At 61.5% G+C, this 20,272-nt stretch carries 22 protein-coding genes; 10 read left to right on the top strand and 12 right to left on the bottom strand.

Annotation, left to right across the window (positions count from 1 at the left end; genetic code table 11):
• Positions 1–101: 101 nt before the first annotated feature.
• The 4 genes from FK527_RS02065 to FK527_RS02050 all read left to right on the top strand — a co-directional run bounded on the left by FK527_RS02065 (position 102) and on the right by FK527_RS02050 (position 4,132).
• Entirely contained in the window at positions 102–881 is a 780-nt protein-coding gene (locus FK527_RS02065) for an oxepin-CoA hydrolase, alternative type (RefSeq protein WP_144729163.1), read from the top strand.
• A gap of 104 nt (positions 882–985) precedes the next feature.
• Positions 986–1,705: a Crp/Fnr family transcriptional regulator gene (locus FK527_RS02060; RefSeq protein WP_144729161.1), complete on the top strand. Its 720-nt coding sequence runs from the start codon at positions 986–988 to the stop codon at positions 1,703–1,705.
• A gap of 28 nt (positions 1,706–1,733) precedes the next feature.
• Entirely contained in the window at positions 1,734–2,819 is a 1,086-nt protein-coding gene (locus FK527_RS02055) for a phosphotransferase (RefSeq protein ID WP_144729159.1), read from the top strand.
• 38 nt (positions 2,820–2,857) lie between these two features.
• Positions 2,858–4,132, top strand: a complete 1,275-nt coding sequence (locus tag FK527_RS02050; RefSeq protein WP_144729157.1) for an acyl-CoA dehydrogenase family protein — start codon at positions 2,858–2,860, stop codon at positions 4,130–4,132.
• A 27-nt stretch (positions 4,133–4,159) separates the two neighbouring features.
• Here FK527_RS02050 and FK527_RS02045 read toward each other — a convergent pair whose 3' ends face one another.
• From FK527_RS02045 to FK527_RS02035, 3 genes are all read right to left on the bottom strand, one after another.
• Complete coding sequence (locus tag FK527_RS02045; protein WP_281287814.1) at positions 4,160–5,089, bottom strand: LD-carboxypeptidase; 930 nt, start codon at positions 5,087–5,089, stop codon at positions 4,160–4,162.
• A gap of 129 nt (positions 5,090–5,218) precedes the next feature.
• Positions 5,219–6,484, bottom strand: a complete 1,266-nt coding sequence (gene tadA, locus FK527_RS02040) for a tRNA adenosine(34) deaminase TadA (protein WP_222116113.1) — start codon at positions 6,482–6,484, stop codon at positions 5,219–5,221.
• Between the two features lie 77 nt (positions 6,485–6,561).
• A complete protein-coding gene (locus FK527_RS02035) occupies positions 6,562–6,774 on the bottom strand; it encodes a hypothetical protein (protein WP_144729151.1) in 213 nt (70 codons plus the stop codon).
• A 122-nt stretch (positions 6,775–6,896) separates the two neighbouring features.
• Here FK527_RS02035 and FK527_RS02030 point away from each other — a divergent pair, with 122 nt between their 5' ends.
• The 3 genes from FK527_RS02030 to argG all read left to right on the top strand — a co-directional run bounded on the left by FK527_RS02030 (position 6,897) and on the right by argG (position 9,400).
• Positions 6,897–7,580 carry a glycine zipper 2TM domain-containing protein gene (locus FK527_RS02030; protein ID WP_144729150.1) on the top strand — a complete coding sequence of 228 codons (684 nt, stop codon included), beginning with the start codon at positions 6,897–6,899 and terminating at the stop codon, positions 7,578–7,580.
• Positions 7,581–7,728: 148 nt separating this feature from the next.
• Entirely contained in the window at positions 7,729–8,046 is a 318-nt protein-coding gene (ppnP, locus tag FK527_RS02025; protein WP_144729148.1) for a pyrimidine/purine nucleoside phosphorylase, read from the top strand.
• Positions 8,047–8,068: 22 nt separating this feature from the next.
• Positions 8,069–9,400, top strand: coding sequence for an argininosuccinate synthase (gene argG, locus FK527_RS02020; RefSeq protein ID WP_144729146.1), 1,332 nt, complete (start codon positions 8,069–8,071; stop codon positions 9,398–9,400).
• A 127-nt stretch (positions 9,401–9,527) separates the two neighbouring features.
• Here the strand turns inward: argG and murB are convergent, their stop codons facing one another.
• Entirely contained in the window at positions 9,528–10,601 is a 1,074-nt protein-coding gene (gene murB, locus FK527_RS02015; protein ID WP_144729144.1) for a UDP-N-acetylmuramate dehydrogenase, read from the bottom strand.
• Positions 10,602–10,713: 112 nt separating this feature from the next.
• Between murB and FK527_RS02010 the strand changes: the two genes are divergently transcribed.
• Genes FK527_RS02010 through FK527_RS02000 form a run of 3 tightly spaced genes read left to right on the top strand, consistent with a single transcriptional unit; the run spans position 10,714 to position 12,910 of the window.
• Positions 10,714–11,199, top strand: a complete 486-nt coding sequence (locus FK527_RS02010) for a YajQ family cyclic di-GMP-binding protein (RefSeq protein ID WP_144729142.1) — start codon at positions 10,714–10,716, stop codon at positions 11,197–11,199.
• Position 11,200: 1 nt separating this feature from the next.
• On the top strand, positions 11,201–11,869 hold the full coding sequence (locus tag FK527_RS02005) for a retropepsin-like aspartic protease family protein (RefSeq protein WP_425460392.1): 669 nt from the start codon (positions 11,201–11,203) through the stop codon (positions 11,867–11,869).
• Between the two features lie 18 nt (positions 11,870–11,887).
• Positions 11,888–12,910, top strand: a complete 1,023-nt coding sequence (locus tag FK527_RS02000; protein ID WP_144729140.1) for an HD-GYP domain-containing protein — start codon at positions 11,888–11,890, stop codon at positions 12,908–12,910.
• On the opposite strand, the gene FK527_RS01995 is transcribed toward FK527_RS02000, so the two are convergent.
• The 8 genes from FK527_RS01995 to nuoI are packed head-to-tail and all read right to left on the bottom strand — an operon-like array spanning position 12,891 to position 20,266.
• Positions 12,891–13,361: a DUF1178 family protein gene (locus tag FK527_RS01995; protein WP_144729138.1), complete on the bottom strand. Its 471-nt coding sequence runs from the start codon at positions 13,359–13,361 to the stop codon at positions 12,891–12,893. The genes FK527_RS02000 and FK527_RS01995 overlap by 20 nt on opposite strands.
• Positions 13,348–13,659 carry a DUF2818 family protein gene (locus tag FK527_RS01990; RefSeq protein ID WP_144729136.1) on the bottom strand — a complete coding sequence of 104 codons (312 nt, stop codon included), beginning with the start codon at positions 13,657–13,659 and terminating at the stop codon, positions 13,348–13,350. The genes FK527_RS01995 and FK527_RS01990 overlap by 14 nt, the downstream gene beginning before the upstream one ends.
• Positions 13,660–13,680: 21 nt before the next feature.
• Positions 13,681–15,174: an NADH-quinone oxidoreductase subunit NuoN gene (gene nuoN / locus FK527_RS01985; protein WP_144729134.1), complete on the bottom strand. Its 1,494-nt coding sequence runs from the start codon at positions 15,172–15,174 to the stop codon at positions 13,681–13,683.
• 24 nt (positions 15,175–15,198) lie between these two features.
• Positions 15,199–16,674, bottom strand: coding sequence for an NADH-quinone oxidoreductase subunit M (locus tag FK527_RS01980; RefSeq protein ID WP_144729132.1), 1,476 nt, complete (start codon positions 16,672–16,674; stop codon positions 15,199–15,201).
• A gap of 13 nt (positions 16,675–16,687) precedes the next feature.
• Entirely contained in the window at positions 16,688–18,712 is a 2,025-nt protein-coding gene (nuoL, locus tag FK527_RS01975) for an NADH-quinone oxidoreductase subunit L (RefSeq protein ID WP_144729130.1), read from the bottom strand.
• A gap of 28 nt (positions 18,713–18,740) precedes the next feature.
• On the bottom strand, positions 18,741–19,049 hold the full coding sequence (gene nuoK, locus FK527_RS01970; RefSeq protein ID WP_144729128.1) for an NADH-quinone oxidoreductase subunit NuoK: 309 nt from the start codon (positions 19,047–19,049) through the stop codon (positions 18,741–18,743).
• Complete coding sequence (locus FK527_RS01965) at positions 19,046–19,708, bottom strand: NADH-quinone oxidoreductase subunit J (RefSeq protein ID WP_144729126.1); 663 nt, start codon at positions 19,706–19,708, stop codon at positions 19,046–19,048. Before FK527_RS01965 ends, nuoK begins: the two co-directional genes overlap by 4 nt.
• Before the next feature lie 48 nt (positions 19,709–19,756).
• Entirely contained in the window at positions 19,757–20,266 is a 510-nt protein-coding gene (gene nuoI / locus FK527_RS01960; RefSeq protein WP_144729124.1) for an NADH-quinone oxidoreductase subunit NuoI, read from the bottom strand.
• Between the last annotated feature and the right edge of the window lie 6 nt (positions 20,267–20,272).

Genomic DNA, 20,272 nt, shown 5'->3' with positions numbered 1-20,272 from the left:
GAGAGTTTCATTTTCTTCGCGCGGATTCTGGCACACAAATGCTTTGGCGCAGGCTCGCCATAATCATGTGGCGAAAAAACCATGCCCACAGGAGACTCGCCATGCCCGCCGAACTTTGGAGCCGCAGCCACGGACAGACTCTGGTTCTGACCATACACAACCCTGAATCGCGCAACGCGATCGAACCGGCCATCTACGCCGCCGGCATAGAAGCCTTGAACATCGCCGAGCGCAGCCCGGAAGTGCGCAGCGTGGTCATCACGGGTTCTGAGGGCATGTTCTGCGCAGGCGGGAATCTGCGCCGGCTGCTCGCCCAGCGCCAGACCGCACCCGAAGTGCAGGCACAAGGCATAGAAGGGCTGCACCAGTGGATCAGCACGATACGCGCCTACCCCAAGCCCGTCATCGCCGCAGTCGAGGGCGCTGCGGCGGGCGCGGGGTTTTCGCTCGCACTGGCTTGCGACCTCATCGTCGCGGCGCGCAATGCAGTGTTCGTGATGGCCTACAGCAACGTTGCGCTGTCGCCCGACGGCGGCGCGAGCTGGAGCCTTGCCCACGCCTTGCCGCGCCAGCTCGCGAGCGAACTGCTGCTGTGCGGCGAGCGCATCTCGCCCGAGCGCCTGCACGCGCTCGGCATCGTGAACCGCCTGAGCGAGCCGGGCAGCGCGCTCGCGGACGCGCTGGCGCTGGCCGCAAATCTCAATGCCCGCGCGCCCAATGTGCTCGCGAGCAGCAAGGAGCTGCTTACCGAAGCGCCGTTCAACCCGCTGACCACGCAGCTCGACCTCGAACGCACGCATTTTTTGCAAAACCTGTACCACCCGAACGCGGGCACAGGCATTTCAGCCTTTCTGGAAAAGCACCAGCCACAGTACGAGTGAACGCCGGTGCGAACGCGCCGTGCCGTCGGTGCGCACGCACGCAGGCTGCAGAGGGTCACCCACGCGACAGAACCCACGCTTGCAAGTCACCCACAAGACAGACCATGGACGAGCCGATTCTTACCATCGAGGAACGAGAGGCGATCAATTCCGGTCGCTGGTTTTCCTCCCTTTCCCCCTCGCTGCGCCACGACATACTCCGATGCGCCTACGTCAAACGCTTCCAGGACGGCGGTTTGATCGCTGCACGCGGCGACCCGCCCCACGAGTGGATCGCCTGTGCGCGCGGCGCGGTGCGTGTGAGCTCGACCTCCCTTTCGGGCAAGCAGATCACGCTCACCTATGTGGAGCCAGGCATCTGGTTTGGCGATGTGGCGATCTTCGACGGCGACCAGCGCACGCACGACGCCTACGCGCATGGCGACACCACCATTCTGTGCGTGGCCAAGGCCGATTTCAAAAAAATTTTGGCCGCGCACGTGGAGTTCTACGAAGCCATGCTGCGCCTGCACGCGCGCCGCATCCGCCAGCTGTATGGACTGGTGGAAGACCTCAACACCCTGCCCTTGCGCGCGCGCCTGGCCAAGCAGCTGCTGCACCTGGTGCGCAGCTACGGCATCCCCAGCCTCGCGGACGGCAGCGAGATGCGCATCGGCCTGCAACTGGCGCAGGAAGAGCTCGCGCAACTGCTCGGCGCCTCGCGCCAGCGCGTGAACCAGGAACTCAAGGGCATGGAGCGCGAGCACATCATCCGCATCGAGCCGGGTGGCTTGGTGGTGCGCGACCGCGCAGCGCTGATGCAGATCGCCGAATCGACCTTATGAATCCGTCACTCAAAAAATGGAGACAGCCTTGAGCCAATACGACCAATTCGTCGGCACGCGCCCCGTCGCACCCCAGCACAGTTTCGATGTTGCTGCGCTCAGCGCCTGGCTGAGCGCGCACCTCGAAGGGTTTCGCGGCCCTTTGCAGGTGGAAATGTTCAAAGGCGGGCAATCGAACCCCACCTACAAGCTCGTGACGCCCACGCAAAGCTATGTGATGCGCGCCAAACCGGGGCCCGTGGCCAAGCTGCTGCCCTCGGCGCACGCGATCGAGCGCGAGTTTGCCGTGATGCGCGGCCTCTATGGCACCGACGTGCCCGTGCCACGCATGTACGTGCTGTGCGAGGACGAATCCGTCATCGGCCGCGCGTTTTACGTGATGGAATACATGCAGGGCCGCGTGCTGTGGGACCAGTCGTTGCCGGGCATGACGCCCGCCGAGCGCGGCGCCATTTACGACGAGATGAACCGCGTGATCGCGGCCTTGCACACCGTGCCCTACGCCGAGCGCGGTTTGGCGAACTTCGGCAAGCCCGGCAATTACTTCGAGCGCCAGATCAGCCGCTGGAGCAAGCAATACCAGGCCTCTATCACCACGCCCATCCCCGAGATGGAGCGCCTCATGGAATGGCTGCCCGCGCACATGCCGGCGAGCGCACGCGACGACAGCCATGTCTGCATCGTGCACGGCGACTACCGGCTCGACAACCTCATGTTCCACCCCAGCGAGGCGCGCGTGATCGCGGTGCTCGACTGGGAGCTTTCCACGCTCGGCCACCCGCTGGCCGACTTCAGCTACCACTGTATGTCGTGGAACATTCCGGCCCATCTGTTTCGCGGCATCGGCGGGCTGGACCTCGCAAGCCTGGGTATTCCGAGCGAAGACGAATACATCCGCCGCTACTGCGAACGCACGCGCATCACCACGCCCGAGGCGCTGCGCGCCGACTGGAACTTCTACATGGCCTACAACATGTTTCGCATCGCCGCGATCCTGCAGGGCATCGCCAAGCGCGCCGAGAGCGGCACGGCGTCGAGCGACCAAGCCAAGGACTCGGGCGCGGGCGCACGCCCCATGGCCGAGCTCGCCTGGTCTTTCGCGCAGCGCGGCTGACGCTGCACCTCTGACACTTTTTTCACTGGAGACCTACCATGGACTTTGAGTATTCCCCCAAGACCAAGGAACTGCGCGCCAAGCTGCTGCAGTTCATGGACGACTACATCTATCCGGCCGAAAAGGATTTCGCCGATGAACTCGCGGCCAACACCGCGGCGGGCAAGCGCTGGACGCCGCTGCAGACCATAGAAAAGCTCAAAGTCAAGGCGCAGGCTGCCGGTTTGTGGAATCTTTTTCTGCCCGTCGATACAGCCGAAGTCTCGGGCTACCACGGTGCGGGGCTCACCAATTCCGAATACGCGCCGCTGGCCGAGATCATGGGGCGTGTGCCTTGGGCGAGCGAGGTCTTCAACTGCTCGGCGCCCGACACCGGCAACATGGAAACCATTGCGCGCTACGGCGACGCCGCCGCCAAGGAGCGCTGGCTCAAGCCGCTGCTCGAAGGCAAGATCCGCTCGGCCTTCGCGATGACCGAGCCCGCCGTGGCCTCGAGCGACGCAACGAATGTGGAGACGCGCATCGAGCGCCAGGGCGATGAATATGTGATCAACGGGCGCAAGTGGTGGATCTCGGGCGCGTCCGACCCGCGCTGCGCGGTGTTCATCACCATGGGCAAGACCAACCCCGACGCCCCCAAGCACTCGCAGCAAAGCATGATCCTCGTGCCCGCCGACGCGCCTGGGCTCAAAATCCTGCGCCCGCTCAACGTGTTCGGCTACGACGACGCGCCGCACGGCCACGTCGAAATGGTGTTCGACAAGGTGCGCGTGCCGGCGTCCAACATCCTGCTCGGCGAGGGCCGCGGCTTCGAGATCGCGCAGGGGCGCCTCGGGCCGGGGCGCATCCACCACTGCATGCGCCTGATCGGCCTGGCCGAGCGTGCGCTCGAGCTGATGTGCAAGCGCACCAGCTCGCGTATGGCGTTCGGCAAGCTGGTGTCGCAGCAAACCGTCACGCAAGAGCGCATCGCCGAGGCGCGCTGCAAGATCGACATGGCGCGGCTGCTCACGCTCAAGACTGCGTGGCTCATGGACGTGGCCGGCAACAAGGTGGCCAAGACCGAAATCGCGATGATCAAGGTCGTGGCGCCCAACATGGCCTGCCAGGTGATCGACTGGGCGATCCAGGCGCACGGCGCCGGCGGGCTGTGCGACGACTTTCCGCTCGCCTATGCGTATTCCACGGCGCGCACGCTGCGCTTTGCCGACGGCCCCGACGAAGTGCACCGCAACGCGATCGCCAAGTGGGAGCTGGGCAAATACGCGCCCGCCCTGCGCGACACGCCGCCGCCCGTCACGCGCGGCTACTGAGCGCAACGCTCCCATCGGGGGCGTCGCTCAGACATGCCCCCAATACAGCAAGGCATCGCGCCCCTGGACAGACAGCGTGACCTTGGCGCCCACGGGCAGCAGCACTTTGGTCGGCACATGGCCAAACGGCAGGCCCGTGAGCACGGGCGCGTCGATGCGGCTGCGCAGCCAATCGACCACCGATTGCAACCTGTAGCCCTTGTCGTGCGGCGCGAGCTTATAGCCCGTGAACTGGCCCAGCAGCACGGCCTTTTGCCGCGCCAGCACGCCGGCATACAAGAGCTGCGTGAGCAGGCGCTCGATGCGGTAAGGGTGCTCGTTCACGTCTTCGAGGAACAAAATCCCGCCCTGCACCTGCGGAAAGTAGGGTGTGCCCACGAGTGACGCGAGCACGGCCAGATTGCCGCCCCACAGCACGGCGTCTTCGACGAGCAGTTCTGCATCGTTCGCCTGCGCCGCCGTGGCGGCTGCGGCGCTACGCTCGCGTGGCAGGCGCCAGCCCGCGCCTTCGCCCTGGCCTTGCAGCAGGTCGTCGAAACAGGCGAGCATGATCTCGTCGGGCTCCCCTGCCACGCCAAAGTCCGCCGTGAGCGCCGGGCCGGCCCAGCTCACGGCACCGGTCTGCGCGAGCAGCGCGCTTTGCAAGGCCGTGAAGTCGCTCATGCCAACGAAGCGCGTACCGCGCGCCACGGCCTGCGCCACTTCGGCGTAGCGGATGCCGTGCAGGATGCGCGTGAGGCCATAGCCACCGCGGGCGATCAGGGCCAGGTCGGCGCCGCTGGCCGCAGCGCGGTGCAATGCAGCCAGGCGCGTGGCGTCGTCGCCGGCAAAGCGCGTGTGGCGCGCGAGCGCATCGGGATCGACCTCGACCTCGTGGCCGAGTGCGCGCAGGCGCGCGACGCCGCGCCGAAATGCCGCTTTGTCGATCACAGCGCTCGAAGGGGCATAGATATAGATGTGGCGCGCACCGGGCGCATGCGCGGCGTGATCATGCGGCGCATGCGCGGCGGCGTGGACGGCGTTGGATTGGGGGGGATGCGCGGGAGACAAAACGCTCGGCCCCGGCGGGCCGCTCCGTGGAAAAGATCAGGCCGCGAAGTATTCCACAGCCTGCGCTGCCAAGGCAGCGCCAGGTTCGAAAGCGCTGGGTAGGCATAGCACCCGCTGGCGCGGTAGTGCCTCCTTGCAGACTTCGGTAGCGGTGGCGGACGCATGCCACTTGCGCCAGGCGCGCAGCGCCGCGCAGTAGCCCGGGTCGGGAAAAGGCGCGTCGTAAGCGGCGCAATTTTCCACCGCTGTCGCGTGCGCAGCGTAGGCGTGCGCCTCGGCTGCGACGTGCGGCGCAAGCTTGGCACGGCGCGCCAGCCAACGGCCCGGCGCCGAAGCGGGCAACTGCTCGGCCCAGCTTCCCTGCAAAATCAGCACACCCTCGAAGCGCCCTGGCAGTGCCTCGAGCAATTCCGGCCCCAGCCAAGCCCCCGTGCCATGCAGCACCAACACGCCGCGCGCAATGTCCAGCCGCTCGACCAGCTCCTGCAGTATCTGGCGGTGCCACGGCAACGAATGCAATTGCTCTTTCTTGGGTTTGTCACTCTTGCCAAAACCGATCAAGTCCGGCGCGATGACGCGGTCGTCCGCGGCCAGGAACACCGGGATCATGTGGCGGTACAGGTAGCTCCAGCCGGGGCTGCCGTGCAGGCACAACCAAGTGCGCGCCGTTGCAGAACGGGTTTGCGGCCCGAGGTCGATGAAGTGCAAGCGCAGGCCGCCCAGCGCGGGCAGATCGTTGACATAGCGCGGCTCCCAGGGGTAGGCGGGCAGATCGGCAAAACGCCCGGGCGGCGTGCGCAGGGCATCGTCGCGCAAAGGATGCGCGGCCACGGCCTGCGCGCGCTGCGCATCGCGCCGCTGCGCAAAAAAATCGCGCAAAAGCGCTGCGCATTCGTGCGCGAGCACGCCGCCTTGCAACTGTGTCTGGTGGTTGAGCGCGGGCTGCGCAAATAGGTTCAGCACCGAACCGGCGGCGCCGGTCTTGGGATCGGCGGCGCCGAACACCACGCGGGCCAGGCGCGCGTGCAGCATCGCGCCGCTGCACATCGCGCAAGGCTCGAGCGTGACGTACAGCGTGCAGCCGTCGAGGCGGTAGTTACCCAGGCGCTGCGCCGCGGCGCGCAAGGCGACGATCTCGGCGTGTGCGCTCGGATCGTGCGCGGCGATGGGCGCATTGCGCCCCGTGGCGATCAACTCGCCGTCCTTGACCACGACAGCCCCCACCGGCACCTCGCCCGCCTGCGCCGCCGCGTGCGCCTGCGCAAGCGCGAGGCGCATCCAGTGCGCATCCTGCGAACGCATGTCGATTGCTTCCATACCAGTAGCTGCCTGTGCTTTACACATGAGGGGAAAATGCCGATTTGACTATGATTTTTGGGTCAACGAGCGTCCTCTGGCATGGGCCGGGGCTGCGTCAGTTCCTGCACCTGCTGCTCCATTTGGCGCGGCGTCTGCGCTGCAGCGCCCGGCTGCGCCGGCACAGACTGGGCCGCTGGCGATGGCCCCCGCAGCGCGGCAAACTGCTGGCGCGCCAGCAAGGCCACCAAAGCCAGCGCGACGAGCAGCGCCAGTAAGGTAAAAACACTTCGCATCTTTTCGAACCCCCACAAAAACACTACCAAGCTGCGACAGCAGTCCCTATCTATCTTTACAAGGCTGTGTCAGCCTTTGCGGCACGTTCTGCGTTAAGCAGCTACCCTCAGGAGTTTTTTTCATGCGCAACATGGCGATTGTTTCCGCTCTGGCCCTCATGGGCACAATGGCCGCGGCCCAAGAGCAGGCCAAGGTAATTTCCTCCACGCCCGTCATTCAGCAGGTGGCCATCCCGCAGCAGGTGTGCAGCAACGAAACCATCTACAACAGCAACGCCCAACCCTCGGGCGCAGGTGCGGTGCTCGGTGCGCTCGCGGGCGGCGCCGCCGGCAACACCATAGGCAACGGCGGCGGACGCGCAGCGGCCACCGCGGTGGGCATCATAGGCGGCGCCCTGCTCGGCAACGCAGTGGAAGGCAATGCCCATCCGGCGCAGCAGAACGTGCAGCGCTGCACCACCGAAACCCGTTACGAAAACCGCACCATAGGCTATGACGTGGTCTATGAATACGCCGGGCGCCGTTACACCACGCGCATGCCCACGGACCCCGGCGCGACGATTCCCGTTATGGTCCAGCCAGTCATCAACACGCCCTCGCCGGCCAACTACCCCGCGCCGACGCAGCAGGCACCCAGCTACTACCCCCCGCCCTCCGGCCCACAAGGGACATACACGCCTGCCCCCTTGTCCTACTACCAGCCTTACTACCCGTCGTGGACGCCGTGGTATGCGGCCATGCCCGCTATCACGCTGCAACTGGGCTATGCCAACATCCGTTCGGGTGGGCACGGGCACCGACACTGAGCCACGCAAGGCGGAACAAACACCGCGGCCCCGCCCGCAGAGCGCGCAACGCGCCTGCGCAGGCCCGGCATCGGGCTGGCTCGTGGTCTCGTCTTGCGCCCCCTCCCCTACAATCGCGCGTTTGTTCTGCTCTTTGCCTTGCGCCCCCATGACCACCGAGAAAATCGACGGCGTCAGCGTCGCCACCCAAGCCAGCGTCTATTTCGACGGCAAATGCATCAGCCACGGTATCACCCTGCCAGATGGCACGCGCAAGTCTGTGGGCGTGATTCTGCCCGCGACGCTCACCTTCCAAACCGGCGCGCCCGAGGCCATGGAATGCGTCGCGGGGGGCTGCGAATACAAGCTTGCGGGCAGCGACACCTGGCTGCGCTCGGGCCCCGGCGACACCTTCAGCATCCCCGGCAACTCCTCGTTCGACATTCGCGTCAGCGAGGCCTATCACTACATTTGCCATTTCGGCTGAAACCCCGCACCCGTTCAATCCCATGGCAACGATCCTCCAAGACCTGCCTGTCGGCCAGAAGGTCGGCATCGCCTTTTCGGGCGGCCTCGACACCAGCGCTGCGCTGCTCTGGATGCAGCGCAAAGGCGCCCTGCCCTTTGCCTACACCGCGAACCTGGGCCAGCCCGACGAGCCCGACTACGAAGCCATCCCGCGCAAAGCGCTCGAATACGGCGCCCAGAAGGCCCGCCTGATCGACTGCCGCAAGCAGCTCGCGCACGAGGGCATCGCCGCGCTGCAGGCGGGCGCCTTTCACATCTCTACCGCGGGGCTGACCTATTTCAACACCACGCCGCTGGGCCGCGCCGTCACGGGCACCATGCTCGTGGCCGCGATGAAAGAGGACGACGTCCATATCTGGGGCGACGGCAGCACCTACAAAGGCAACGACATCGAGCGTTTTTACCGCTACGGCCTGCTCACCAATCCGGCACTCAAAATCTACAAGCCCTGGCTCGATCAGAAGTTCATCGACGAGCTCGGCGGCCGCAAGGAGATGAGCGAATTCCTCATCGCCAACGGCTTCGACTACAAGATGAGCGCCGAAAAGGCCTACAGCACCGACAGCAACATGCTGGGCGCCACGCACGAGGCCAAAGACCTCGAATACCTGAACTCGGGCATCCGCATCGTCAACCCCATCATGGGTGTGCCTTTCTGGCGCGAGGATTGCCAAGTAAAGGCCGAGGAAGTCAGCGTGCGCTTCGAAGAAGGCCAGCCCGTGGCGCTGAACGGTGTCGAGTTCAACGACCCGGTGGCGCTGATCCTCGAAGCCAACCGCATCGGCGGACGCCACGGCTTAGGCATGAGCGACCAGATCGAAAACCGCATCATCGAAGCCAAGAGCCGCGGCATCTACGAAGCGCCCGGCATGGCGCTGCTGCACATCGCCTACGAGCGCCTCGTGACCGGCATCCACAACGAAGACACCATCGAGCAGTACCGCATGAACGGCATGAAGCTCGGCCGTCTGCTCTACCAGGGCCGCTGGTTCGACCCGCAGGCCATCATGCTGCGCGAAACCGCACAGCGCTGGGTGGCGCGCGCCGTCACCGGCATGGTGACGCTGGAATTGCGCCGCGGCAACGACTACTCGCTGCTCAACACCGAAAGCCCCAACCTCACCTACCACCCCGAGCGCCTGACCATGGAAAAGGGCGAGTCGATGTTCTCGCCACGCGACCGCATCGGCCAACTCACGATGCGCAACCTCGACATCGTGGACACGCGCGCCAAGCTCGGTATCTACGCTCAAACGGGGCTGCTCGCGGCAAGCAAGGATTCGCCCTTGCCGCTGCTGGGCAATGATTCCTGAAATGTTGGCACGAATCCTTGCGTTGCCAGTGTAAAAAACCGCCCTTCGGGCGGTTTTTTGTAGTCTTTTGGGGCAATAGTGCTTGATACACAAGCGTAGATAGCTCTCATTAGAAGAGCAATTTCCGTCACACCACCACGGGCTCGGGCTCCAAGCGAATGCCAAAGCGCTCATAGACGCTGGTCTGGATCGCGCGCGCCAGCGTCATCACCTCGCCGCCGGTCACGCTGTCCTGGCCCTGCCCGCGGTTGACCAGCACCAGCGCCTGCTTTTCATACACCCCGGCCTTGCCTATGGACTTGCCGCGCCAGCCGCAGGCATCGATCAGCCAACCCGCCGCCAGCTTGAAGCTGCCATCTGGCATGGGGTAATGCACGATCTTCGGGTCGCGCGCGATGATGTCGGCGCACTGTTCGGGCGTGACGCTGGGGTTTTTGAAGAAACTACCTGCATTGCCAAGCACCTGCGGATCGGGCAGCTTGGCGCGACGGATGGCGCAGACCCAGTCGAACACCTGCTGCGCCGTGGGCTGCGCAATCCCGGTTTCGGCGCTGCGGCGCTGCAGATCGAGGTAGCTCAGTTCCGCCTTCCAGGGCTTGGGCAGGCGCAGGCGCACGCGCGTGATCACGGCGCGCCCGGCCAGCCCCATGCCGCGCGGCAGACCGCCACCCGCCATCGCCAGGGATGGCGCGTGCTTGAACACTGAGTCGCGGTAGGCAAAACCGCACTGCGCGGCATCCAGCGTGAAGCACTGCCCGGTGGCCAGGTCCACGGCGTCCAGCGACTCGAAACGATCCTGCAGCTCCACCCCGTAGGCGCCAATGTTTTGCACCGGCGCCGCGCCCACAGTGCCGGGAATCAGTGCCATGTTTTCCAGGCCGGGCAGGCCGTGGGCCAGCGTCCAGCGCACACAGTCGTGCCAGAGCTCACCCGCCCCCGCCTCCACGATCCAGGCTTGCGCAGTGTCTTCGAGCACACGCAGACCCTTGATTTCGACTTTGAGCACCACCGCCTTCACATCCCCCGTGAGCACGATGTTGCTGCCGCCGCCCAGCACAAAAAAAGGCCCGCGCCCCAGTTCCTTGTGCTCCAGCAATTGCAAAATGTCATCGACGCTGCGCACATGCACCAGGGTCTGCGCGCGCGCTGCGATGCCAAAGCTGTTGAAGGGCTGCAAAGAGCAGTTTTTCTCGACTAACATAGGGCGATTTTCGCATTCCGATGATGCGCCACGCACCTGAGAACAGGTCCACGATCTTTTCGTGGTGCCCGCAAGGCAGCTGCCCCCATCGATCGAACCACCGAGAAACACCATGCCCTCCTTTGACACCGTGTGCGAACCCGATCTCGTAGAGGTCAAAAACGCCGTCGAAAACACCGCCAAGGAAATCGCCACCCGCTTCGACTTCAAGGGTACCTCCGCCGGCATCGAACTCAAGGACAAGGAAATCACGCTGCTGGGTGACGCCGAATTCCAGCTCACGCAGATCGCCGACATCCTGCGCGCCAAGCTCGCCAAGCGCGATGTGGATGTGCGCTTTCTCGATATGGGCGAGGTGCAGAAAGTCGGCGGCGACAAAGTCAAGCAAGTGGCCAAGGTGCGCAGCGGCATCGAAAGCGAGCTGGCCAAAAAGATCCAGCGCCTGGTCAAAGACAGCAAGCTCAAGGTGCAGGCGGCCATCCAGGGGGAATCGGTGCGCGTCACGGGCGCCAAACGCGACGACCTGCAGGCCGTGATGGCGCTGCTGCGCAAAGAGGTCGCAGACGTTCCCTTGTCTTTCAACAACTTCCGCGACTGAAATGCAGCCCTTGCAGCGCCACGCCCTGCGTTTTCTTGCTGCGATGGCTCTGTGCTCCAGTGGCAGTCTTTTTGGCGTGCCCGTACACGCCGAGCAGGCGGTGGCCCTGTCCGGCATTCTGGGGAGCAAGGCACTTCTGGTCATAGACGGCAACCCACCGCGCAGCATGGCGGCGGGCGAAGTCCACCAGGGCGTCAAGGTGCTCTCCGTCGGGCGCGATGATGCCGTGGTAGAAGTCAACGGTCTGCGCCGTAACCTGCGGCTCGGAGAGGCCCCGGTGAGCGTGGGCAGGCAGGGCGGCAGCGGCCGGCGTGTCACACTGCTCGCCGACGGACGCGGTCATTTCGTGGGCAATGGCACCATCAATGGACGCACCATGGACTTCGTGGTGGACACTGGGGCTTCCATGGTCGCAATCGGCCGCCCCGACGCCGAACGCCTCGGCTTGAACTATCAAAATGGCCAGCCCGTGCGCTTGAGCACCGCAAACGGCATTGCGCAAGGCTGGCGCATCAAGCTGGACTCCGTGCGCATTGGCGACGTCGAGGTTTTCGGCATCGACGCCATCGTCACACCCCAGCCCATGCCCTTCGTGCTGCTAGGCAACAGCATTCTCGAAGAGTTCCAAATGACCCGAATGAACGACCGGATGGTGCTGGAAAAGCGCTGAGTCACTGGCCTGGCACCCATGTCACCACCGTCTGCCTTCAGCCACCGCGGCCACGATGGCGAGTACGAGGACTTGCTCGGCCTCTGGGCCGACCTGGAATCCGCCCTCGCGATCTTGTTGTCTGCACCCTTGCAAGCGCTGCACTTTGCAGACAAGGTGCGCCAGCTCGACCGTTGGCTGCAGGACCTGATGGCGCATGACACCGACGCCGGGCTCTACCTCATGTTTCAACTCGCCAGCACCTCCACCGTGGGCTACAGCACCTCGCATGCCCTGGTGTGTGGCACGCTGTGCCACGTGCTGGCGCAAGAGCTGCAACTCGGCCAGCGTGAGCGCGACAGCCTGGTGCATGCGGCACTCACGATGAACATCGGCATGACTGCGCTCCAGGATGAATTAGCACAACAGCGCGAAAAACCCAGCGCAGCACAGCAAAACGCGATCCGGGCGCATGCAGAAAATGGGCGCGACTTGCTCGAGCGCCTGCGCGTGCAAGACGAACTCTGGCTGCGCGTGGTGCAACTGCACCATACCCACCTCCCCCCGCCGGGCAACGCCTTGTCGGCACAAGCGCCGCAAGAGCGACTCGTGCGTATCCTGAGCACCATAGACCGTTACGCCGCAATGATCAGCCCCCGCCAGAGCCGCGCCGGCCGCAGCATCACGGAATCGGTGCGTGCCATTTTCAGCCGCAGCACTGAAGCCACAGACGAAGTCAATCGCGCGCTAGTGCGTGCGCTTGGCCTGTGCCCGCCAGGCGTTTTTGTGCGCATGGACAATGGTGACACCGCACTCGTGTTGCGGCGCGGCACGGCCACCAACCATCCCCTCGTCGCCAGTTTGCTGGATCGCAGCGGCAAGAGCTACCCCAAGCCGTCGATTTACGAGACCGCGGGCGGCAAACCGCGCATCGAGTCATCGCTGCCGCGCGCCGCCGTGCTGTTGAAGCAGGATCACAGAACGATGGTGCGCCTGGGTCTTTATGCCGCGCAGCGCAGCCTGGAACTCGTCAAGCCGCACCCTATTGCAGCGTTTCCTTGAGTGCCGGGGGCACCATCCACGGGATCACGGGAATGCCCTCCGCGCGCAATTGCGCGATCTCCTCAGCGCAGGCTTGGCCGCGGATCGCCCGCTCCTGGGCCGCACCGCTATGCATACGCCGCGCCTCCTCAGGAAATCGCTCCCCAACGTCTTCAGTATGCGCCATGATTTCGCGCGTCAACGCAAGCCAGGCGCCCTGCACGGCAGCTGTCACTCCCTCGAGCGAGGCATTTGCCGCAGGCAACGAATCTTCGTCTGACGCGCCTACAGCACGAGGCGCTTTGGCACCAAGATTCAGGCGCGGAGCACTGAGCTGCTTGTCCACACCCGTGTCGCCACACAAAGGGCACTGCAGCAAGCCCTTGTGCACCTGCTCCTGAAAGTCCGTTTCGGATGCAAACCAGCCCTCAAAGGAATGGTCTTGCCCACACTTCAGGTCAAGCACCTTCATAGCGACGCAACAGATAACGATAAACGAAACCCGGAAACGCGAGTGTCAAAAACAATGTTCCCGTCACGGCATAAAACTCCCAGGTCTGCGGACTGATCTGGCCCAAGCGTCGCTCCAGCAGCAAGGCCAGTGCGCCCACGCAAAAATACAAGACGAGCAATTCCAGGAGGCGCAGCCACAAGGTTTTTTTTCCTCCCGCCCGCGGGCCGACAAAGAAATAACGCTGGCTCAAAAAAGGCAAATTGGCCGCCAGTGCGGCGGCCAATATCACCAGCCATATCGATGCAGTCTGGCTCATGAGGGAATGAAAGCCTACAAATCAGGTGACCAACGCGCGCAACACCGCATCCGAGCACAAAGCCATCAGCCCGCCAGGCAACAGGCCCAGCAAAAGCACCAGCGCACCATTGAGCGTAAGCACCACCCGCACATCCGGGCCCGCAGACACGCTTGTGGCCGTTAGCGGTGCATCGAAATACATCACCTTGATGACCCGCAAATAATAGAACGCACCGACCAGCGACATGATGACCGCAAACACGGCCAAAGCAATGTAAGCCGCCTGCCCCGACGCGATCAAGGCCTGCAAAACCGCAAGTTTTGCGTAAAAACCCACCAGAGGCGGAATGCCCGCCAAAGAGAACAGACAAATTGCCATCACGGCAGCATACAAGGGGCTGCGCTGGTTCAGGCCCGCAAAATCAGAAATCTCCTCACTCTCGAAGCCTTCACGCGCTAGCAACAAAATCACGCCGAAGCTCGCCAAGGTTGTCAACACATAAGTCACCACATAAAACATGGCAGAGCTATAGGCAGTTTGTACCGCAATGGCCTCCACCTGACCATTCACCACGCCCGACAGCAAACCCAGCAGCACGAAACCCATTTGCGCAATGGTGGAATAGGCCAGCATACGCTTCAGATTGGTTTGCGCAATGGCTGCCAAATTTCCCAAAAGCAATGAAGCAATCGCCATGATCGCCAGCATCTGCTGCCAATCGATCGCCATCGGCAAAAGCCCATCCACCAATAGGCGAATGGTGATCGCGAATGCCGCAAGTTTAGGGGCCGCGCCAATCATCAGGGTGATTGCCGTAGGCGCACCATGGTACACATCGGGAATCCAGAGGTGAAACGGCACCACGCCCAGTTTGAAAGCCAAGCCACTCACCACGAACACCAGCCCAAAAACCAGCACCTGATGGCGCACCTGTCCAGAAATGACCGCCTTGAACACCTGTCCGATGTCCAAAGACCCCGTCGCTCCGTAAAGCATGGACAAGCCATACAGCAGGAACCCACTGGCCATGGCACCAAGCACGAAATACTTCATTGCCGCCTCCGTCGCTCTGACATCGTCACGCCGCAGGGCGACCAGCGCATAGCTCGATAGGGTGAGCAATTCCAAACCGAGGTAGATCACCAGCAGATGGTTGCCTGAAATCATGATGAACATGCCGAGCAAGGCGAACATCGACAAGGTGAACAACTCGCCGCCGCGCAGCATGTCTCGATCAGCCGCATAGGACCGGCCATAGACCAAGGTCACCATGACCGCGATCGTGGCGAAGCACTTGAGCCAATTTCCCATGGCGTCACTGACCACCATGTTGCCAAAGCCGTAAAACGTACTCCCGTTGCGCGCGTACATGGCCTGCAATGCAGCCACGACCGCCAGCGTCAACAGCGTCAGCACATAGGTTCCCGTCCGGCGGTGGCTGCGCACACCCAAGTCGACCAACGCGATCACGCACGCCATCACCAGCAGCACAATCTCTGGGTAAACGGCAAGCCAGCTGATGTTATCAATCATCTCGAATCTTTCGGTTCAGTCTTGTCAGTTTAGCTTGGACAGGGCCACATGGCGCAGCAGTTCCGTGACGGAAGCATTCATCACGTCGGTAAAGGGACGGGGATAAATACCCATCGCCAATACCGCCAGAGCGAGCAATGCCAAGATCAAAAACTCCCGGCTCCCGATATCGCTGAGGCTACGCACGTTTTCATTGGCAATCGGCCCCAAATACACCCGCTTGAACATCCACAAGGTATAAGCCGCACCCAGTATGAGTGCCGTGGCTGCGGTCAGGCCAATCCAGAAATTCGATTGCACGGCGGCAAGAATCACCATCCACTCACCGACGAAACCCGCCGTTCCAGGCAAACCGCAGTTGGCCATGAAGAAAAGCAAGGCAAATGCCGCGAACCTGGGCATGGTATTGATAACGCCACCATAGGCGGCAATTTCGCGAGAATGAACGCGATCGTACAAAACACCGATCGCCAAAAACATCGCACCCGACACAAATCCGTGGGCGATCATTTGCACCAGGCCACCCGACACCCCGAGGTCATTGAACACGAAAAAGCCCAGCGTCACAAAACCCATGTGCGCCACCGAAGAATAGGCCACGAGCTTTTTCATGTCGGTCTGCACCAAGGCAACGAGCCCCACGTAAACGACCGCAATCAGCGACAGCGCCACCATCAGCCAGGCCCACTCATGGGCTGCGTCCGGGGTGACAGGCAGGGAGAAGCGCAAAAAACCATACGCGCCAAGTTTGAGCATGATGGCGGCAAGCACTGCGGAGCCACCGGTCGGCGCCTCCACGTGCACGTCCGGTAGCCAGGTATGCACTGGCCACATGGGCACCTTGACCGCAAACGCAGCGAAAAACGCGAAAAACAGCAAGGTTTGCGCGGTGGCACCCAAAGGCATCTTGTGCCAGGTAGCGATATCGAAACTACCACCAGACTGGTTATAGAGGTAGACCAGCGCTACCAGCATCAACAAAGAGCCGAGCAGGGTGTAGAGAAAGAATTTGAAAGCAGCATAAATCTTGTTCGGCCCACCCCAAATACCAATGATAAGGTACATGGGTATCAGCGTGGCCTCGAAGAACACGTAAAACAGCATGCCATCAAGCGCGGAAAAAACGCCGATCATCAGGCCCGAAAGAATCAGAAAGGCGCCCATGTACTGGTTTACACGCTCCGTCACCGACTCCCATGAGGCAATCACCACGATCAGCGTGATGAACGCCGTGAGCGGCACGAACCAGAACGAAATGCCGTCCAGCCCAAGATGGTAGTAAATGTTAAAGCTTTCGATCCAGCTCGTCTTTTCGACGAACTGCATCGCCGCAGTTCCAAGTTTGAACCCTTCGTACAAGGGCAAGGTGACCAAAAGGCCCAGAAACGCGCCCAGCAGGGCAAGCCAGCGCACAGCGGCTACCTGACCCTCACGTCCCATGGCCAGCAGCAGGGTGCCAAAGCCAATGGGCACCCAAATAGCAAGACTCAACAGTCCCATTTTTCTTTTTCTCCTACTTGTTGAGCCAGACAAAATACGTCAAGAACACGAAGACGCCCAAAATCATGAACAAAGCATAGTGGTAAACGTACCCAGACTGCACCCAGCGCACGACACCGGCCACCCAACCCACGATTTTCCAGGAGCCATTCACCACGGCACCATCGATGATGGCGCGATCGCCACCCTTCCAGAGAACCGTACCCAGAATTCTGGCTGCACGCGCAATGATGTTCTCGTTGATCCAATCCAGGTAGTATTTGTTGTCCATCAGGACGTATAGCGGATGCAGACGCCGCTTGATCGCAGCAGGCAAGGCCGGATTCACCAGATACATGTAGTAAGCAAGGGCAACGCCCGCCAAGGCAAGCCAAAACGGCGCCGCCTGCAACCCATGCAATGCCATGGCAACCGGCCCATGAAACGCCTGCGCAAGTTCTGCCATCGCGGGATGCTTGGCAAGATCGACAAAAATGGCATCTTTGAAGAAGTCACCAAACAACATGGGTCCGATGAACAGGAAGCCTGACACCACCGAAGGAATCGCGAGCAACACCAAAGGTACCGTCACCACCCACGGGGACTCGTGCGGCGCATGGTGGTGTGCATCATGCCCGTGCGCGTGCGCTTCCGTCTCATGTGCGTCGGGATTCTGGTCATACCGCTCCTTGCCATGAAAGACCAGAAAATAGAGGCGAAACGAATAAAAAGCGGTAATGAAAACCCCTGCGAGCACTGCGAAATGCGCGAATCCAGCGGCTGGCAAGTGGCTGGCGTGCACGGCCTCGATAATGCTGTCTTTGGAATAAAACCCGGAAAAGAAAGGCGTACCGATCAACGCCAAAGATGCCAACAGGAAAGTGATCCACGTGATCGGCATGTATTTGCGCACCCCGCCCATCCAGCGAATGTCCTGGTTGTGATGCAAGCCCATGATGACCGAACCTGCGCCCAGGAACAGCAGCGCCTTGAAAAACGCATGGGTCATCAAGTGAAATACCGCCACCGAATATGCGGACGCGCCCAGCGCCACCGTCATATACCCCAGCTGCGACAAGGTGGAGTATGCCACCACGCGCTTGATATCGTTCTGAATGATGCCCAGCAAGCCCATGAACAGGGCCGTGACGCCCCCAATGATGAGGATGAAATTGAGCGCGGTATCCGAAAGCTCGAACAATGGCGACATGCGCGCGACCATGAAAATCCCCGCCGTGACCATGGTGGCTGCATGAATCAGCGCGGAGATGGGTGTCGGACCTTCCATGGAATCCGGCAGCCACACATGCAGAGGAAACTGCGCACTCTTACCCATTGCACCGATGAACAGACAGATGCAGATCACGGTAATGAGCAGCCAGTCCGTTCCTGGGAATCCTAATTCCGCCAGCACATGCGCTTTGGCGAAAATCTCGCCGTAATTCAGAGTGCCTGCATAAGCAGCAATCAAACCAATTCCCAGAATGAACCCGAAGTCGCCAACCCGGTTGACCAAAAAGGCCTTCATGTTGGCAAAAATTGCGGATGGCTTGTTGAACCAGAATCCAATGAGCAGATAGGAAACCAATCCCACGGCTTCCCAGCCGAAAAACAGCTGCAGCAGGTTGTTGCTCATGACCAGCATGAGCATCGAGAAAGTAAACAGGGAAATATAGGCAAAAAATCGATCGTAGCCCTCGTCCTCTGCCATGTAGCCAATCGTATAAACATGCACCATGAGCGAAACAAAGGTCACGACGACCATCATCATCGCCGTCAAGCTGTCCACCCAAAAGCCCACTTCCATCTTCAAGCCGCCCGCCACCATCCAGGTGTAGATGGTTTCATTGAAGCGCGCACCATCGAGCGCCACGCTCTTGAGCGTCATGACCGACAGAATGAAGGCCACGAGGACACCCAAAATCGTCAGGCCATGACTCAGGGTGCGGCCAATTTTGTTTCCACCGAAGGAAGTGCCGAAAATACCTACCAGCACGGCGCCGGCGAGCGGCGCCAACGGCACGGTCAGAAGCGTGGAAGCAGAGAGGGTTTGACTCATTCTAGAGGACCTTGCGTAGGGCTACGACTCAACCCTTGAGGGTATTGAGATCTTCCGCATCGATGCTGGCCTTGTTGCGGAACAAAAGCACCAGAATGGCCAGACCAATGGCTGACTCAGCAGCCGCGACCGTCAGAATGAAAAATACGAACACCTGACCGTGCATGTCGCCAAGGTAATGCGAAAAAGCCACGAAGTTGGTGTTCACCGCCAACAGCATGAGTTCTATGGCCATGAGCAGCACAATGAGATTCTTGCGATTCAAGAAAATGCCGATCGCCGCAAGCGCAAAAAGCATTGCCCCCAGTGAAAGATAATGCCCCAAGGTCAAGGTCATACTTTTTTCTCCTCGACCGGCACATCGCTGGCCGGCGCAGCTCGCGGGATTGCCGCGATCTTCAACACTTCCAGCCGATCTGCGGCGCGCACATGCACCTGTTCGGATGGGTCTATCGCCTTGCTGTCTTTGCGCTGACGCAGAGTCAAGGCAATGGCGGCAAGCATGGCCACCAGGAGGATGACGGCAGCAATTTCAATCGGGAAAAGATACTCCGTATAAAGCAGCTTCCCCAAGGCCTTCACATTGGATGCCTGTACCGCGTGTCCCGCCGCATCCGCGACGACAGACGTGGACTTAGGCTCCCCGACACCGCGGAAACCACCCATCAGCACGGCGGCCATTTCAAGCGCGATCAGCGCGCCCACCGTCGCCGCCAAGGGAAAATGATTCCAGAATCCCTTGCGGACGGTGTCAACGCGAATGTCCAGCATCATCACCACGAAAAGAAACAGCACCATCACCGCACCCAAATACACGAGCACGAGCGCAATGGCGAGAAACTCTGCCTTCAGCAACATCCAAAGCCCAGCTGCCTGGGCAAAGGCCAGTATCAAATACAGCACCGCATGCACGGGGTTGCGCGCCGTCACCACCCGAAAGGCCGCAAACAGCAGTACGATCGAGAAAAAATAGAAAAAACCAGTCTTGGCGTCCATGAATCGGTTCTTTATAGAAAGTCTGGCCCAGTTTTTGGTCGCGCCGCTTCAGCGGTATTTTGCGTCTGCAGCCTTGGCCGCAGCAATTTCCGCTTCGTATTTGTCGCCGACGGCCAGCAACATCTCTTTGGTGAAATACAGATCGCCGCGCTTCTCGCCGTGGTATTCGAGGATATGGGTTTCGACGATCGAATCGACCGGGCAGCTTTCCTCGCAAAACCCGCAGAAAATGCATTTGGTCAGGTCGATGTCATAGCGCGTGGTGCGACGGGTGCCATCTTCGCGTTGTTGCGATTCTATGGTGATGGCCATCGCAGGACACACGGCCTCGCAAAGTTTGCAGGCGATGCAACGCTCTTCGCCGTTTTCGTAGCGGCGCAAAGCGTGCAAGCCACGAAACCGCGGTGACAGCGGCGTCTTCTCCTCGGGATATTGCACGGTAACCTTGCGGCGAAACGCATAACGCCCTGTCAAGGCCATGCCCTTGAACAATTCGACTAGCAAAAAGCTCTTGAAAAAATCCTTGAGCGAAAAAGGTGTAGCAGCAACAGCAGCCATTTGTGT

Source organism: Extensimonas perlucida, from assembly GCF_007655255.1.
Lineage (GTDB): Bacteria > Pseudomonadota > Gammaproteobacteria > Burkholderiales > Burkholderiaceae_C > Extensimonas > Extensimonas perlucida.
The sequence above is the reverse complement of the archived record's forward strand: the minus strand, read 5'-3'. Positions and strand labels throughout refer to the sequence as shown.